Consider the following 13,869-nt stretch of genomic DNA (forward strand, 5'->3'; position numbering starts at 1 on the left):
AGAAGCGGATCAAGATCTCCCTGGGGGCCCTCAGCCCGATCGAATACCGGGTGAGTCTTGGACTTGCGGCATAAAACCAGTCCAAGTTTTTATCCGCACCCCCGCTCTGAAAGGCCTTCTGGATGCTATCGGCATCAGCAAGGTGCACTTGGTCGGAAACTCGATGGGAGCGCACAGCACAGTGGCTTTTGCCCTGGCAAATCCGGATCGCGTTGGCAAGCTGGTGCTGATGGGCGGTGGAACTGGCGGCGTCAGCTCTTTCGTCCCTATGCCGACCGAAGGCATCAAGCTCATCGGAGCACTCTATCGCGCCCCGACGATCGAGAACCTCAAGCGGATGATGAACGTGTTCGTCTATGACACGAGCAACCTCACTGAGGCTTTGTTTCAGGCCCGCCTGGACAACATGCTCGCCCGCCGTGAGCACTTGGAAAACTTTGTGAAGAGCGCGGAAGCCAATCCCAAGCAGTTCCCGGATGTGGGACATCGCCTGGGCGAGATCAAGGCGCCTGCACTGATCATCTGGGGCCGCGATGACCGGTTCGTGCCCCTCGACACGGGTCTGCGCCTAGTGGCAGGTCTCCAGAACGCGGACCTCCACGTATTCAGCCGTTGCGGCCACTGGGCTCAGTGGGAGCACGCCGAGAAATTCAATCGCATGGTGCTGGAGTTCCTTCAGCGCTGATTGCCTCCGCTCAACCATTTCAGCAGCGACAGTGAGCCAGGCACTCCTGGCATTCTTGCCGCCAGCGGCTTGCGGCTGCGCGGCGGCATCGGATCGATAACAAAGCAAAGGAGACAAGATGTCTAAGATGATGCGCGCAGCTCGACTGCATACGGAAGGCCAGCCCTTCCAAGTTGATAATGTGCCTGTTCCCGACGTCAGGCCTACTGACGTCCTCGTGGAAGTGAAGGCTGCTGGGGTTGTGCCAAACCTCCGCAACGTGGTGACTCACTACTCTGAATGGTTTCCGTTCCTTCCGCTGCCCAAGCTCCCTGCGATCTACGGTCTCGACTCTGCAGGCGTTGTAGCCGCAGTGGGGAGCCAGGTGCGGTCTGGCATCAAGGTAGGTGACCGTGTCTATGTGAATCCTGGACTTTCCTGTGGATCGTGTATCGCCTGTCGGCGTGGCGACAACGTGAACTGCACTGCCTACACTTTCCAAGGCTACTTTGGCTTCGGGCCAGGTTCTCAAAAGCTCTTCGAAGACTACCCCTACGGTGGTTTCGGCCAATACCTGACGGCGCCTGCTTCGAATCTGGTGGTACTGCCAGAGAGCATCACCTTCGAACAGGGCGCACGCTTCGGGTACCTGGGGACTTCCTACTCAGCGTTGCGAAAGGCTCAGTTCTCGCCCGGTCAAACCGTGTTGGTCGACGGAGGAACGGGAACGCTTGGTCTGGGCGCTGTGATTCTCGCCCTTGCAATGGGCGCGGCGAAGGTATTCGCTACGGGACGGAACAAGGCCCTGTTGTCCAAGCTGAAGCAGCTCGATGCGCGTGTCGTACCCATCGAGCTGGGAGTGCGTCCTACCGCGGACGTGGTGATGGAAGCCACGGATGGCTACGGAGTGGATGTGCTGATCGAGACGCTGGGACCCAATGCGCCACCGGCTACCGTCCTGGATGCATTCAATGGCCTGCGCCGTGGTGGCAAGGCAGTGAATATCGGCGGCGTAGCGGAACCCATCCCGCTTGAACCCTTCCCCCTGATGTGTCTGCAGAAATCCTACATCGGGTCACTGTGGTTCACCACGGCCGAAGGTCAAGACATGGCAAACATGGCCCATGCGGGAACGCTCGATCTGGGTGTCTTTGAGCACGAGCGCTTCACGCTCGATCAAGTGAATGAAGCTTTGGAGGCCGTCGACAAGCGCGGCGGCGGCTTCACTAACGTAGTGATCATGCATTGACCCACGGGTCCGGCGGGAGCAATTGCGCCGCCGTACAAGTTCAAATTCAGGAGACAACTATGCAAGTAAGACGCATCGTAACCGGCAACGACAGCCAGGGAAAATCCATCTTCACATCGGACGAACTCACTCCAAGGTTTCACAGCTTTGTGCATGTACCTGGTTTTGAGACAGCGCTGGTGTGGGGTACCAATTTCCCCGCTGCAGCAACAGGTGAGGATCCGACTGCAAAAGCAACTTCGTGGCTTCCTCAAGCTGGTGGTACCAAGCTGATGGTCATCACCTTTCCTCCCGACAGCGTGATGGGATCAGGCGATTTCGATCCTGCTGCCGCCGGAGGCGAGTACATGGAAACCATCCCAGGCTTGGCCGAGCGATTCGAGATGGACAACCCGGGCATGCATACGACGCCTACGGTGGACTACGGCATGTTGCTCGACGGAGAAATTCACCTTGAGCTCGACAACGGCAAGACAAAGAAGCTTGCGAAACACGACGTTGTGATTCAGCAAGGCACGCGGCATGCGTGGAGAAACAGAAGTGCCGCGCCCGCCACCATGTTGTTTGTGCTGATCGGCACATCCAGCGCTGTTTGAACGAATAAACGCACCGCTATGTACTACGAACCCGGAAACATTCCCCACGGCCTCAAGCACGACCCCTTCAAGTCTTGCGTTGTTCCACGTCCAATAGGCTGGATCTCCACAGTCGACGCGGATGGAAACCACAACCTTGCTCCGTACAGCCAATTCCAGAACGTGACTTTCAACCCTCCAATTGTCATGTTCGCATCCAACCAAGACAGCAGGGGAGGACGTAAAGATACTGTCCGCAATGCGGAGCAGTTGGGTGAGTTTGTGTGGAACATGGCCACTTGGGATCTCAGAGAGGCGGTGAATATCAGCGCTCAAGAGTTGCCACCCGAGGTAGACGAGTTCGAACTTGCAGGGCTAGAGAAGGCTCCTTCACGACTGGTAAAGCCCATGCGCGTGAAGCGATCCCCGATTCAGTTCGAGTGTAAATACCTCAACACCCTGCGCTTTCCGGGGAATGGCCCGATGGGTAGCGCTGACGTGGTTTTTGGGAAGGTGGTCGCCATTCACATCGCCGACGAAGTGTTGGATGCGGATGGTCTGGTTGACATTGTCAAAGTCCGGCCTATTGCACGTATGGGCTACTTTGAATACACGTCGGTGGACTCAAAATTCAGCATGGTCATCCCCGGTGATCAGCGGGCGCTGCTGGGTGGTCTGGAAGGATCGCCTGACAAGGTCAGCATGGAACTGAACAAGTCGTAGCACGCAAACCATACTTAGGAGTGCTACCGATGAAATTCTCATCTATTGGCAGGATTGGTATCCTGCTCGCGACCGCATTGGCTGCAATCTTGCCTCTCTCGGCAGGAGCGCAGACTTTTCCAGACCGGCCAATCAAAGTCACGGTCGGTTTCCCGGCTGGGACGGGGCCGGATTTGCTCGCTCGCGTCGTTGGGCAACGCCTGTCAGAGCTTTTCAAACAACCGGTTGTCATCGACAACAAGCCTGGAGCAGGTGGGCAGATTGCATCGCAGCAAGTTGCAAAGAGTGCTGCAGATGGCTATAGCCTCCTGCTTGCTGAGGCCGGCTCTATCAGCATCGCGCCCAGCGCGTTCACGAAGCTTCCTTACGATCCAGCCCGCGAATTTGTGGGGGTGGCGGAGCTAGCGTGGGCAGACTTTGTGCTGGTAGTTCCTGCGACATCGCCGTACGCATCTCTAACGGACATGGTGGCGGCCAAGAAGGGAAAGCCCAATCCGTTGAACTTGGCTACATTCGGTGCCGGCAGCCCAGGCCATTTTGGGGCGGTGGAATTCGGCCTTCAGGCGAATGTGAAGGTTGAACCTATTCACTTCAGAAACACTGGGGATGCAGTTACAGCGATCATTTCTGGGGATGTCGACGGTGCCTGGGTATCTACGGCGGTTGCGAGTGCTCAACTAAAGGGCGGCAAGATGCGGGCCTTGGCAACAACCGCAAAAACACGCTCTCCGCTTATCCCCAGCGTTCCAACTACCGCTGAAGTCGGCATGCCAAAGCTGAATTTCTCATCGTGGCTCGGTATCTTGGCTCCCGCGGGTACGCCCGAAGTCGTGTTGGATGAAGTCAACCGCTCGCTATTGTCGGCACTCCAGGCACCAGAGGTGACAGGCAAGCTTACGGAAGCGGGGTTTACCGTTACAGGGGCGAATCGCTCTGAAACCAATCGAATGCTGAAGGCTGAGGCGAGCCGCTGGGGCGCCATCGTGAAGACATCGGGATTCAAAGGCGACTAAGCATCCGGCGCATAGCTAAGTCTATGTCGAGTGCTCGTGTTAATTCAGACGGGCACCATGATCTGTCCAAGGCAGAGTTGGGTTGTCGGCCGGTGCCCCCTCTGCTCCTTATATTTGCCTGCTTTCCTGCTGTAAGCAGCCTTTAGCCAAGGAAGCTCCGATGGACTGCAACCGCTGCAAAGCGATCCCTGCCAAGGAGCGCATTGCAGCAGAGACCCGGTACGCCCATGCTCTGAAAAAGCAGCTCGGTGGCCCAGAACAGGTCGCAGCCGCGCTGGACACCATGCACCGCCTGGAAGAATCGCCACCCGAGGTGGTGTCTCCTGGCGATCTCACCTTGCTCAAGGCCCAGGGCAAAGCCAGCGCGGTGGCCAAGCAGACGGGGTTCAGGGATCTGGGGGAAAGGGATGGGGCGTACTTTGAAGTACGGCTGGTGTGAGGGTGTTGGTCCACTGAGGACACGCCATGCCGATCAACGCGCCCTGGAACTACCCGGCCTTGATGTGCACGCCACCAGGCGGGGGCGGTGGTGTGTGCCCCACGAAGACCCTGCTGCCGCTGGAGGCTGAGGCGTATGCAGTCACGCAGGAGGGTGAGATCTGGCGGGTGACGGTGAAACACTCCGGTGAAGTGGTGTATGCGGGGCCTGGGCCTGTGGTGCAGGTGGAGTCGCCTGCGCCGTTTTGAAGCTATTTGATTGCACCGCACCAGCTACTGGTTGTATGGTGCAACAGCCTGCAAGAAGTCGATATGTCGATAGACCGTGCCAACTATCCTGGGGTGCTCGCCTCCAGCAACTCCTCAGTTCTCCATCTCCATTTGCTCCTCCAGTTAGGCGATAGGCTGCGGCGTCTCAGGAAAGCGCAAGGCCTGAGCACGGTGGCGATGGCGAGTCACTTGGGAATCTCGCGCGCAACGCTGAGAGCGGTCGAAGCAGGAGATTCCACGCCGTCCATGGGCTCCTACTTGAAAGTCCTATCTGCGTTGGGCATCGCGGGCGACCTGGCGTTGTTGGCGGATGGCGTCACGCGACCGGCCACATCAAATACAGCGGCGACTGGGGCAAGCAGTGATGCGCCGTTGGTACGAATCGTCGTTTCCGCGGACACCACGCGCCACCGGATCCAGGATCTACAAAGTCTCGCCCTGCATGAAGAAGCGGTGCGACGCGTTCGCGCTGAACCTGCGTTGATCCAGCAGGCCCAGGCAGTTCTTCAAAAGTGGCTGAATGCTGGGGATCAACGATCGGCGAGCCTGTGGGTTGAGTGGAAAGACATCCTTGAGCATCGCAAGTGGGGCAAGGCACTGGGGAGAACCCACCGAGCGCAGGAACTGAGGCAAGCGTCCCCGATGACCGCTGTTCTGCCACCAGATGTCCGAAAGCGCATCCTCCAAGAAGTCCGCGACCTGAAGAAAGGCGTCGTTCTTGAAATCGCCAGTAGGGCTCGTCAATGACAAGCGCAGTTGGGACTAGCCACTGGCGACGGCCGGAGATTGACGCGCAATCCCCAGGATTGCACCATCGCTGGTGCGCACTGATCCCCGCCATTTCCACGGAGCAAGCCATGGCCCTTGAAGACGACATTGCCACTCTCACCGTGCTCGTACAGGGCATGCTCGATGAGTCAGGAGACCAAACCGGTTTTGATGCAAAGGTGTGGCTGGACGGTGGGCTTACTGGTGTGGTCCCAGCATTAGGACGTCGAAGACCCATCGATGTGCTCAATGAGCCGGACGGCCTGGAAGTCGTGAAGAGCTTGCTCTTGCGAGCCCAATCCGGTGCCTACTCGTAGGCATGGGGAGGGAGAGGATTGGTCGTGAGTCAGGTCTGGACCAGTCGCTATCCCCGCTGACCAATTGACACCATGCAAAATGTCTACGGCTATGCCCTCTAGCCAGAACGCCCCGTTTCTCCCTGCGTCTACTCCCCGCAGCGCGGATGTCGCTCTGTATCTGGACCTGGATGGTGTTGTTCACCATGAAAAGGTGCTCTGGCATCCCCGCAAGGGCATCTACATGAGCCCGTATGAGGCTGCAGGACACACTCTTTTCGAATGGATTCCTATCCTGGAGTCGGTGCTTGAACCGTACCCGGCAGTCGCTCTGGTGCTGAGTAGCACCTGGTGTATCCGCCCCGGATACAGCGCAACCCTCAAACGGCTTCCGGCCTCCCTGCGTGCCCGGTTCATTGGTGGGACGTACCACAAGCGTGTCCATGGCGTGGATCCCTGGAACCTTTCCATGTTTCGCACTACCCCCCGGGGTGTGCAGGTTCAAGAAGACGCTCGGCGCCGAAGGCCCCGGCAGTGGCTGGCACTTGATGACGATTTGGAGGGGTGGCCTGACTCTTGTCGGGAAAATCTGGTTGCTTGCGAAGGAACTACCGGCTTGTCCAACCCTGTAGTTCAACACGAGCTGAAGGAAAAGCTGCGCGGCTGCCATGCGGGGTTGTCCGCCCAACTCTCGTAGTTTCTGAAAACAACCAACCGATGATGCGACGCCACACCGACATCCTCGCGGTCTTGCAATCTGCCGCTGGCATCGTGAAACGTCGCCAAGCGCTCCCGATCTCGGCCAATGTGCTCAGCCGTCGGACAGCCAGTATCGGCTTCATGGATTTGGATATCGGCCCGTTGGTTCTCGAAGCGCCAGCTCGCCACATCGGCGAGGTATTCGCCTTGGCCTCACGTCCGGTGGCTAAGCTCAAGCAGGCTGTTGCATTGAACTTGCCCCGCACTTCGTTTTTCAGCAGCAAGGTCAACGGCCGCAAGGGGCCATTGATGAAGTCTCCATGAAAACACACTCAACCTCAACGAGTCGCCTCACAAGCAACAGCCCAAGCGCAGTTGAACATCCGTCGCCCTACGCGTCTGCTGCTCAGACCAAGGCCTTTCTGGCTGGCAGCCTGGCCGCCCGGACGGCTCGCTTGGAAGCTAATGACATGCTCTGCACAGACATGGCTGCGGATCTGGTCGGTACCACCCCAGTGACGATCAATGCGTGGGTCGCCAAAGGGCGGGCGATCGGATTGACCCAGGCCCGGCGTGGATTCAAGTTGCCTCGTTGGCAGTTTGAACCTGCCCTATGGGATGCATTGCCCAAGCTTTCAAAAGCCTTGGGAACGACTGAGGGCTGGGCACTACTCGCCTTCTTGGAGACACCATCGGGCGCTTTGGGTGGCCGGACACCGCGTCAGGCGATAGAGCAGGGTCATCTGGCCCGTGTGATTGAAGTGGCGGGTGCTGAGGGCTATTGACCCCCCTACGCCTCATGAATCTCGCAGATCTTCAGTACATCCCTTACTTCTAGCTCCTAGTTCCGGAGCTTCTTTTCAGCGTTCAGCATTCGAGCGCCCCTGCGGGCACGGTGAATATAGGGACACGGCTACTCCTGTTGCCTCAATCGAATCTGCTTTCACGGCGATTTGACAATACCGGTCAGCTGGTTGCCTACCTTGCTGAACGCCCTGAAACCGTATTTACGCGGCGATCTGTCGTCGTGAAGCCTGATGAGTTTCTTCTGAGAAGGTGAGTGGAAAGCCATTCCATAATGAAAGCTCCAGTGGAATCCGACACATCGCCCAGGCGGGCCTTGTCGGGAGTTCATGGCGGGAACAACCACCGTGTTGTCGGAACCTGCGCTTGGGATATGTAGACACGAAGGATTCAGAAATGGCAGACGCAGTTGAAGTTGGAAGCACCAATGTTTATGCCGACCTTGGATACCCAGACGCTGAGGCGTTGCAGCGAAAGGCTTCGTTGGCGTCGCATATAGCTTGGACGATCAAGGCGCGACATCTGACCCATGAGGCAGCTGCAGAATTACTTGGGATAGATCAAGCAGACATCGTGAAGATTGTTCGTGGGCAGTTCCGCAGCACGAGTGAAGCAATGATGCTTGAATGGATTGCGATGCTCGGTCACGATGTGACGATCCTGGTGACCAAAACAGCACGGCAAAGGCCGGGGAAGATTGGGCTGGAGTTCCACTGCTCATCCTGAGCACCAAGCTCACCAGAACGTTGTTTTAGATAGAAGCCGCGATCATCAGGGCCGCATTTCTTCCGCCTCCAGCCTCTGGTGAGGCAGCCCAGCCCAACGTTCACTGCTTACAGTGGATTGAGCAGTGCCAGCGCCTTGCGCTTACCCAGCTTGAGCACTTCAGCAATGCGCTCCAATTGCGCTGCCCGTGGATGAACATGGCCCGTCTCCCACTTGTAGACCGACAGCGAGGAAGCGCCCAGCAGCTGGGCCATCTGCTTCTGTGTGATACCAAGTGCCGCGCGTTTCTCGATCAGCACCTGTGCATCGAACTGGATCTGCTTTGACTTCTGGGGGGTGGCCTTTTCAACGATCACCTTGGCTTTGGGTGCATCCGTTGCTTTGACCTGGCGTTGAGTAGCCTTGAGCTGGGAGGTCAGCGCCTTGACCTCACGCTTCAGTGCCGCGATCTCCGAGCGGTGGCCAGTGATCGCCTTGCGCATGCCCTGAAGTTCAGGTTTGAGCTCCTTGCGCGCCATGCGAACAACTTCAGCGCGAAAGGCATTGGAAAACGTATTCATAGGCCCAATGGTAACTTTGACGCCTTATCGCGCACTTAGGGGCTGGTGCACCGCCGGTGTCGCACGCCTTCTTCGTCCCCGAAAAACAAAACCGCCAGAGGCCTGAGCCCATGGCGGTTTGCTTCGGTGGTGACCGAAAGCGTCGTACTTACTTCCCAGCCTTGTCCGCCTTGCGCTTGGCAGCCTTGGGATCCACCACGGCCTTGAACTTCGCGCCCGCCACAAACTTGGGCACCGTGCTCGCAGGAATCTTCAGCGCTGCACCGGTCGATGGGTTCTTGCCCGTGCGTGCTGCACGCTTGGCCGACTTGAAGGTCCCAAAACCCACCAGCTGCACAGCGTCGCCTTTCTTGACGGCGGTCTGGATGGTATCGATCAGCGTTTCCAGCACCGCATTGGCTGCGGTCTTGGACAGGTCATTCTTGGAAGCCAGGATTTCAACGAGTTCTGCGCGGTTCATGGATGCTCACGTGTAGAGGTTGGAAAGACCCGATTTATACCCCCGCCGCTGACACGGCCCTTGCTGCGACTCAATGCTGCAGTGCACTTCTTGGCAAAAACTCCACGCCCGTGCGTTTGACCAGCTCTTGGTAGCTGATCGGCCGACCCACCGTCTCCCCCTCCCGGTTCTCCTGCCAGTGCGCCCAGGCCCTTTGGGTGGTAGCGTCGTACACCAGCTTGTACAAATAGGTGGGCACCTTCACCCCATTGGCCCCAATACGTGGTCCCGCATCCGTGAACACCGGTCCGGTGATCACAAACACATCTCCCTTGGCCCGCTTCACATAGTGCCGCGTGTCCTGCTCGATCTTGTTCCAGGCACCTCCGTTGTGCTGGGCGTTCTGGGGGACCATGTTCGCCAAACTGAAGCTCTGGGCCATGGCCGTCGGGGTCGGCATGTCTCCCGCAGGCGCCATGTGCCCACGGCTGTAGCCGGAGTGCTTGTAGTCCTCCAGCTCCGCCCGCTCGCCACTGGGCAGGCGCGCATCTGCAAAGAACCGCTTGGCCCGCTTCTCGTCCGCATCCTCGATGAGCCTGCGGTTCAACCGCTGGGCCACAAACACCGGTGTTTTAGTGGTGCCGGAGTGCAGCACCGCAAACGCCTCATAACAAAGCTCCCGCAGCTGTGGCCGGGGTGTGATGGCGGGTGGTGTGCCATTCGCAAAGAATTGCGGGCACTGTGCAAAGGAGGTGGGCTCGGGCGTGAGCAGGGCCGCACTGTCGAACAGCGGAGACCGCGCCCAGGAAAGATTCGGGAGAGCAACGCCGGCAAGAGACAGTGCCAGCACAGCCGCCAGGCGCACACGGCCTGGCCAAGAGAACAAACGATTCACAGAAGGAGCAATCGGGTCGAACAAAACGGAGCCCGATTGGAGCACCATTCATCTCTCGCTTTAGGCCCGAATGCTCGGATCCCGCAGGGTTTTACAGCTGCTTGCAGAGTGGCGCCCACAAACAGAAAGGGCTCCCCAAAGGGAGCCCGATCTGCCTGCCCGCCCCTGCGGTTCAGTTAACACTCCCCATGGCAGCAGCACCCGCACCGCGCAAAGTGCCACCGCCATGGAAGTCCCGCAACTGCTTTAATCCAACTCAAGCAGTTGGTCTGCCAGATACGCAGGCATTCACAAGCCGCCTTTAGGGAACGCCTGCAGGTTCGTCAGTTTTGCTGAAGTAACGCTTGCCCTTGGTTTTGAAGGCTCGCCTACTCCGTAGGCGTTGGTTCGGAAAGCGACAGCTATCGCGCTAACTGGGTGCCAGCGGCCCTTTTTCATCAAGCTTTGCACCCGTTGCCGATATTTCTGTGGATTTGGCGCATTCTCCTCACGCCCTTTGTGCCGTCTAGTGTTGCACCACCAACAGGCAGCAACGATGTTTTGTGCGGAATCGCGCCCTTGATCCTGGCGAGCAGTTAGATGCTCAGCCGTGCAACGAAGGTACTTTTGGAATTTAGGCTTGAGTTCTTTGGGCGTGAACTCAGGCAACGCAGGTTCGATCATTGCCAAACCGCAGTAGAAACAACGGCATTGTTGGATGAGCGCGGACTGGATACGGAGTTTGGCTATCTTGTTCATTTGGCAGCAGGGGTAGTGTTGAAGCTACTCCCGTTGCCGATAGCCGGACAGGTCGGGCGCCGGGGCATCGCACCACTCGGCTATGCGCCAGGTAAGCCCGACGCGGCCGGGTTCGCGTTAGCCCGGACAACCAATAATTTATATCGCTGCGTTCAGTCGGCGCAAGTACCGGCTGTTGCACGCATGCGTCATGCTGACTCAACAGGTAACTCGACTTGCTGCGCCGGATCCTTCGCCCGGTGCACAAACTGCTCCAATTGCGGCACCTTGATCAGCGCCTCGGCTTGCTCCACGGTGCCGTGCAACCAGGTGTCCCAATCCCCCTTTTCCAGCGGCACCACCGTGCGCTTGTCCTGCATGTCGGGCGCACGCTTGGGGTCAGGCCTGTGCATCAGGTTGAGCACCGGCACGTCGTCGCAGTTCTGCGTGATCATGGTGTAGCTGAGCACCATCTCGCCCGTGGCCGGGTCGGTCCATTCGCTCCACAGGCCTGCCAGGCCCCAAGGCTCGCCGTCGGCCCGCTCGAACTGCCAGGGGATGTGTTTGCCGGTTCCCCAGTAGGGTTCGACGTACAGCTGCGCCGGGATGATGCAGCGCTGCCCCTTGCGCCAGGGGCCGCCGTAGGTCCATGACTTGGCCATGCCTTCCCGCCGGGCGTTGACGGTGCTCAGGCGTTTGCCGTCCTTGCCGGTGGGGATGTGCGTCTTGGAGTTCGGCGGGATCATGCCCCACTGGCCTACCACCAGCTCGCGCCCAGCTTTGCCCTTGGCCCGCAGGAACGGACCCCGGTAGAGCGGGCTCATCTTGTCGCGCCACTCTTCCTCGGGCACGTCACCGAAGTGCAGCACCAGCTGCTCACGGCCCGGGACCTCGTAGTAGGTACACATGGCAACATTTTGGCAGCAGGGAGCTATACTGTAAATATGTACAGTCTTTGGAATTCCCCGCTACCCGTGCCGTACGACACGGCGGCGCAGTCGCTGGCCTTGCCCCTGTGCGGGGTGAGCGTGCGTGCGGGGTTTCCATCCCCAGCTGACGACTTCGTGGTGGAGCGGCTGGACATCATGCAGCTGCTGGTGAAGCACCCCCAGGCCACCTACTTCTGGCGCGTGCGGGGCGACTCGATGCGCGACGCGGGCATTGAGGACGGCAGCATCATCGCGGTGGACCGGGCAATCAAGCCCAAGCACAACAGCATCGTGGTGGCCATCGTGGACGGCGAATGCACGGTGAAGTATCTGCACCAGCGCGCCGGCCGCATCAAGCTGCGCGCGGCTAACCCTACCTATCCCGACATCATCCCCCGCGACAGCCAGACCATTGAGGTGTGGGGGGTGGTGAGTGGGTGCGTGAAGCTGTTTCTCACCTGATCTGATGGACGGAGGCCAGCATGTATGCGCTGGTGGATGGCAACAACTTCTATGTGAGCTGCGAACGGGTGTTCCGTCCCAGCCTCAACGGCCGCCCGGTGGTGGTGCTGAGCAATAACGACGGCTGCGCCATCGCCCGCAGCAATGAGGCCAAGGCCCTGGGCATCAAGATGGGGGCGCCGTGGTTCCAGATCCGTCACATGGAAGAGACCCACGGCCTAGTGGCCTTGAGCGCCAACTTCACGCTGTACGGCGACATGAGCAACCGGATGATGAGCCTTGCGGCAGGCCTGGGCCCCTCGCAGGAGATCTACAGCATCGATGAGTCGTTCATCGGCCTGCAGGGGCTACGGGGCGACCTGATCACACGCAGCCACGCCATTCGCGCCCGCATCCACCAGTGGGTGGGCATCCCCTGCGGTATCGGGATTGGCCAAACCAAGACGCTGGCGAAGCTGGCCAACCACATCGCCAAGACGGCTGAGCGCAAACCGGGGAGCTACCCCGCCGAGCTGGCCCAGGTGTGCAACCTGACCGCCCTACCCGCTCAGGACCTGGACGATGTGCTGGCCAGCACGTTGGTGGAAGAAGTCTGGGGCGTGGGCCGCAAGATCGGCGCGCAGCTGCATCAGTGCGGGGTGCATACGGTGCTCGACCTGGCACGGCTGGACCCGGCCATGGTGCGCAGGCGCTGGAGCGTGGTGCTGGAGCGCACGGTGCGTGAGCTGCAGGGTATGCAGTGCATCGAGCTGGATGACGCGCCCGAGCCCAAGAGAGAGATTGCCTGTACGCGCTCATTTGGCCAGGCCGTTACCGAGCTGCCGCCGCTGGTGGAGGCCGTGAGCGAGTTCGCCAGCCGTGCGGCCGAGAAGCTGCGCAAGCAAGGCAGCCTGGCCAGCCAGCTGCTGGTGTTCTGCCACACCTCGCCGTTCCGCCCCGGCCCTCGCTTCAACAAGTCGGTGGTGGTGCCCCTGCGCCGGCCTACGGCCGACACCGGCAAGCTGGTGTGGGCGGCGGCAGCTGGCATGCGCCGCATGTATGAGCCTGGCTACAAGATGGCCAAGGCCGGGGTGATGCTGCTGGACCTCGTGCCGGGCAACGTGCTGCAGGGTGAGCTGGATCTGGAGGATGAAGACCATCGGGACCGCACTCAACTCATGGTGGCACTGGATGCGCTCAACCAGCGCTATGGCAAGGGCACTGTGCATTCAGGTGCCACAGGCGGCACCCACCAGGGCAAGCAGTGGGGAATGAAGCAGGAGAGGCGTACGCCGCAGTACACGACGCGGTGGGAAGATGTGCCGGTGGCAAGGGCCTAAGAGTGGGGGCGATACCGCGCTCGAAGTCGGCTCTGCAGCGGTTGTCGCCCTTCATCGACCGCACTCCAACGACCGGTGAGTGCCACGCTGCGGACGTCTGCCGTTCGGTCAGCTCGATTCCGGCTCTAACTCCTGTGAATTAGGTTGCGAATCGATCTAGCGTTTCTGCAAAGCTCGTCACGAAGCGCTCCAAGCATTTAGCTTGGGGTTCGCTTGGTTTGCTTCCATCTGGACGCATAAGGGCACGCCGCCTTTGTAGGAAACAGTGGCCGAGGCGCAGAGTGAGGGCTCGGCAAAGTGGCCATAGGCTGTTAGCTCGCCTA

The 13,869-nt window shown here is 59.4% G+C and carries 19 protein-coding genes and 1 pseudogene; 15 read left to right on the forward strand and 5 right to left on the reverse strand.

Features of this window, described 5'->3' with window-relative positions; translation table 11 throughout:
- Positions 1-106 precede the first annotated feature (106 nt).
- From ACODS0_RS26665 to ACODS0_RS26725, 13 genes and pseudogenes are all read left to right on the forward strand, one after another.
- A pseudogene (locus ACODS0_RS26665) lies at positions 107-685 on the forward strand (alpha/beta fold hydrolase); the annotation flags it as partial.
- A 118-nt stretch (positions 686-803) separates the two neighbouring features.
- Positions 804-1,913 (forward strand): alcohol dehydrogenase catalytic domain-containing protein, encoded by a 1,110-nt coding sequence (locus tag ACODS0_RS26670; protein ID WP_137747137.1) that lies wholly within the window; start codon positions 804-806, stop codon positions 1,911-1,913.
- Between the two features lie 59 nt (positions 1,914-1,972).
- Positions 1,973-2,509 (forward strand): cupin domain-containing protein, encoded by a 537-nt coding sequence (locus tag ACODS0_RS26675; RefSeq protein ID WP_488838223.1) that lies wholly within the window; start codon positions 1,973-1,975, stop codon positions 2,507-2,509.
- A gap of 18 nt (positions 2,510-2,527) precedes the next feature.
- Positions 2,528-3,211: a flavin reductase family protein gene (locus ACODS0_RS26680; protein WP_488838225.1), complete on the forward strand. Its 684-nt coding sequence runs from the start codon at positions 2,528-2,530 to the stop codon at positions 3,209-3,211.
- A gap of 29 nt (positions 3,212-3,240) precedes the next feature.
- Complete coding sequence (locus ACODS0_RS26685; protein WP_488838227.1) at positions 3,241-4,224, forward strand: Bug family tripartite tricarboxylate transporter substrate binding protein; 984 nt, start codon at positions 3,241-3,243, stop codon at positions 4,222-4,224.
- Positions 4,225-4,384: 160 nt separating this feature from the next.
- The gene (locus tag ACODS0_RS26690) at positions 4,385-4,663 is read left to right on the forward strand and encodes a hypothetical protein (protein ID WP_488838229.1); all 279 of its coding nucleotides are present in this window, start codon (positions 4,385-4,387) and stop codon (positions 4,661-4,663) included.
- Between the two features lie 26 nt (positions 4,664-4,689).
- Complete coding sequence (locus tag ACODS0_RS26695) at positions 4,690-4,911, forward strand: hypothetical protein (RefSeq protein WP_488838231.1); 222 nt, start codon at positions 4,690-4,692, stop codon at positions 4,909-4,911.
- 63 nt (positions 4,912-4,974) lie between these two features.
- The gene (locus ACODS0_RS26700) at positions 4,975-5,679 is read left to right on the forward strand and encodes a helix-turn-helix transcriptional regulator (RefSeq protein ID WP_488838233.1); all 705 of its coding nucleotides are present in this window, start codon (positions 4,975-4,977) and stop codon (positions 5,677-5,679) included.
- A 110-nt stretch (positions 5,680-5,789) separates the two neighbouring features.
- On the forward strand, positions 5,790-6,017 hold the full coding sequence (locus ACODS0_RS26705; RefSeq protein WP_488838235.1) for a hypothetical protein: 228 nt from the start codon (positions 5,790-5,792) through the stop codon (positions 6,015-6,017).
- Between the two features lie 91 nt (positions 6,018-6,108).
- The gene (locus tag ACODS0_RS26710) at positions 6,109-6,693 is read left to right on the forward strand and encodes an HAD domain-containing protein (RefSeq protein ID WP_488838237.1); all 585 of its coding nucleotides are present in this window, start codon (positions 6,109-6,111) and stop codon (positions 6,691-6,693) included.
- Between the two features lie 20 nt (positions 6,694-6,713).
- Positions 6,714-7,019, forward strand: a complete 306-nt coding sequence (locus tag ACODS0_RS26715) for a hypothetical protein (protein WP_488838239.1) — start codon at positions 6,714-6,716, stop codon at positions 7,017-7,019.
- A complete protein-coding gene (locus tag ACODS0_RS26720) occupies positions 7,016-7,480 on the forward strand; it encodes a hypothetical protein (protein ID WP_440597364.1) in 465 nt (154 codons plus the stop codon). Before ACODS0_RS26715 ends, ACODS0_RS26720 begins: the two co-directional genes overlap by 4 nt.
- Positions 7,481-7,895: 415 nt before the next feature.
- Positions 7,896-8,225, forward strand: coding sequence for a helix-turn-helix domain-containing protein (locus ACODS0_RS26725; RefSeq protein ID WP_488838241.1), 330 nt, complete (start codon positions 7,896-7,898; stop codon positions 8,223-8,225).
- A 107-nt stretch (positions 8,226-8,332) separates the two neighbouring features.
- On the opposite strand, the gene ACODS0_RS26730 is transcribed toward ACODS0_RS26725, so the two are convergent.
- From ACODS0_RS26730 to ACODS0_RS26750, 5 genes are all read right to left on the reverse strand, one after another.
- Positions 8,333-8,743 (reverse strand): helix-turn-helix transcriptional regulator, encoded by a 411-nt coding sequence (locus ACODS0_RS26730; protein ID WP_488838243.1) that lies wholly within the window; start codon positions 8,741-8,743, stop codon positions 8,333-8,335.
- Between the two features lie 190 nt (positions 8,744-8,933).
- Positions 8,934-9,245, reverse strand: a complete 312-nt coding sequence (locus ACODS0_RS26735; RefSeq protein ID WP_056057356.1) for an HU family DNA-binding protein — start codon at positions 9,243-9,245, stop codon at positions 8,934-8,936.
- Between the two features lie 70 nt (positions 9,246-9,315).
- Positions 9,316-10,119, reverse strand: coding sequence for a DNA/RNA non-specific endonuclease (locus ACODS0_RS26740; protein ID WP_488838245.1), 804 nt, complete (start codon positions 10,117-10,119; stop codon positions 9,316-9,318).
- A 288-nt stretch (positions 10,120-10,407) separates the two neighbouring features.
- Positions 10,408-10,857, reverse strand: coding sequence for an HNH endonuclease (locus ACODS0_RS26745; RefSeq protein ID WP_488838247.1), 450 nt, complete (start codon positions 10,855-10,857; stop codon positions 10,408-10,410).
- A 188-nt stretch (positions 10,858-11,045) separates the two neighbouring features.
- Positions 11,046-11,744, reverse strand: a complete 699-nt coding sequence (locus tag ACODS0_RS26750; RefSeq protein ID WP_488838249.1) for an SOS response-associated peptidase — start codon at positions 11,742-11,744, stop codon at positions 11,046-11,048.
- Between the two features lie 36 nt (positions 11,745-11,780).
- On the opposite strand from ACODS0_RS26750, the gene ACODS0_RS26755 reads away from it, so the two are divergent.
- Complete coding sequence (locus tag ACODS0_RS26755) at positions 11,781-12,227, forward strand: LexA family protein (RefSeq protein WP_057228325.1); 447 nt, start codon at positions 11,781-11,783, stop codon at positions 12,225-12,227.
- 20 nt (positions 12,228-12,247) lie between these two features.
- A complete protein-coding gene (locus tag ACODS0_RS26760) occupies positions 12,248-13,546 on the forward strand; it encodes a Y-family DNA polymerase (protein ID WP_488838251.1) in 1,299 nt (432 codons plus the stop codon).
- The last annotated feature ends 323 nt before the right edge of the window (positions 13,547-13,869 follow it).

The sequence above is a fragment of the Acidovorax sp. FG60 genome, from assembly GCF_057808995.1.

Bases quoted from the DNA above. Each gene is read 5' to 3' on its own strand.
- ACODS0_RS26670 (WP_137747137.1), top strand. From the start codon at position 804: ATGTCTAAGATGATGCGCGCAGCTCGACTGCATACGGAAGGCCAGCCC.
- ACODS0_RS26675 (WP_488838223.1), top strand. From the start codon at position 1,973: ATGCAAGTAAGACGCATCGTAACCGGCAACGACAGCCAGGGAAAATCC.
- ACODS0_RS26680 (WP_488838225.1), top strand. From the start codon at position 2,528: ATGTACTACGAACCCGGAAACATTCCCCACGGCCTCAAGCACGACCCC.
- ACODS0_RS26685 (WP_488838227.1), top strand. From the start codon at position 3,241: ATGAAATTCTCATCTATTGGCAGGATTGGTATCCTGCTCGCGACCGCA.
- ACODS0_RS26690 (WP_488838229.1), top strand. From the start codon at position 4,385: ATGGACTGCAACCGCTGCAAAGCGATCCCTGCCAAGGAGCGCATTGCA.
- ACODS0_RS26695 (WP_488838231.1), top strand. From the start codon at position 4,690: ATGCCGATCAACGCGCCCTGGAACTACCCGGCCTTGATGTGCACGCCA.
- ACODS0_RS26700 (WP_488838233.1), top strand. From the start codon at position 4,975: ATGTCGATAGACCGTGCCAACTATCCTGGGGTGCTCGCCTCCAGCAAC.
- ACODS0_RS26705 (WP_488838235.1), top strand. From the start codon at position 5,790: ATGGCCCTTGAAGACGACATTGCCACTCTCACCGTGCTCGTACAGGGC.
- ACODS0_RS26710 (WP_488838237.1), top strand. From the start codon at position 6,109: ATGCCCTCTAGCCAGAACGCCCCGTTTCTCCCTGCGTCTACTCCCCGC.
- ACODS0_RS26715 (WP_488838239.1), top strand. From the start codon at position 6,714: ATGATGCGACGCCACACCGACATCCTCGCGGTCTTGCAATCTGCCGCT.
- ACODS0_RS26720 (WP_440597364.1), top strand. From the start codon at position 7,016: ATGAAAACACACTCAACCTCAACGAGTCGCCTCACAAGCAACAGCCCA.
- ACODS0_RS26725 (WP_488838241.1), top strand. From the start codon at position 7,896: ATGGCAGACGCAGTTGAAGTTGGAAGCACCAATGTTTATGCCGACCTT.
- ACODS0_RS26730 (WP_488838243.1), bottom strand. From the start codon at position 8,743: ATGGCGCGCAAGGAGCTCAAACCTGAACTTCAGGGCATGCGCAAGGCG.
- ACODS0_RS26735 (WP_056057356.1), bottom strand. From the start codon at position 9,245: ATGAACCGCGCAGAACTCGTTGAAATCCTGGCTTCCAAGAATGACCTG.
- ACODS0_RS26745 (WP_488838247.1), bottom strand. From the start codon at position 10,857: ATGAACAAGATAGCCAAACTCCGTATCCAGTCCGCGCTCATCCAACAA.
- ACODS0_RS26750 (WP_488838249.1), bottom strand. From the start codon at position 11,744: ATGTGTACCTACTACGAGGTCCCGGGCCGTGAGCAGCTGGTGCTGCAC.
- ACODS0_RS26755 (WP_057228325.1), top strand. From the start codon at position 11,781: ATGTACAGTCTTTGGAATTCCCCGCTACCCGTGCCGTACGACACGGCG.
- ACODS0_RS26760 (WP_488838251.1), top strand. From the start codon at position 12,248: ATGTATGCGCTGGTGGATGGCAACAACTTCTATGTGAGCTGCGAACGG.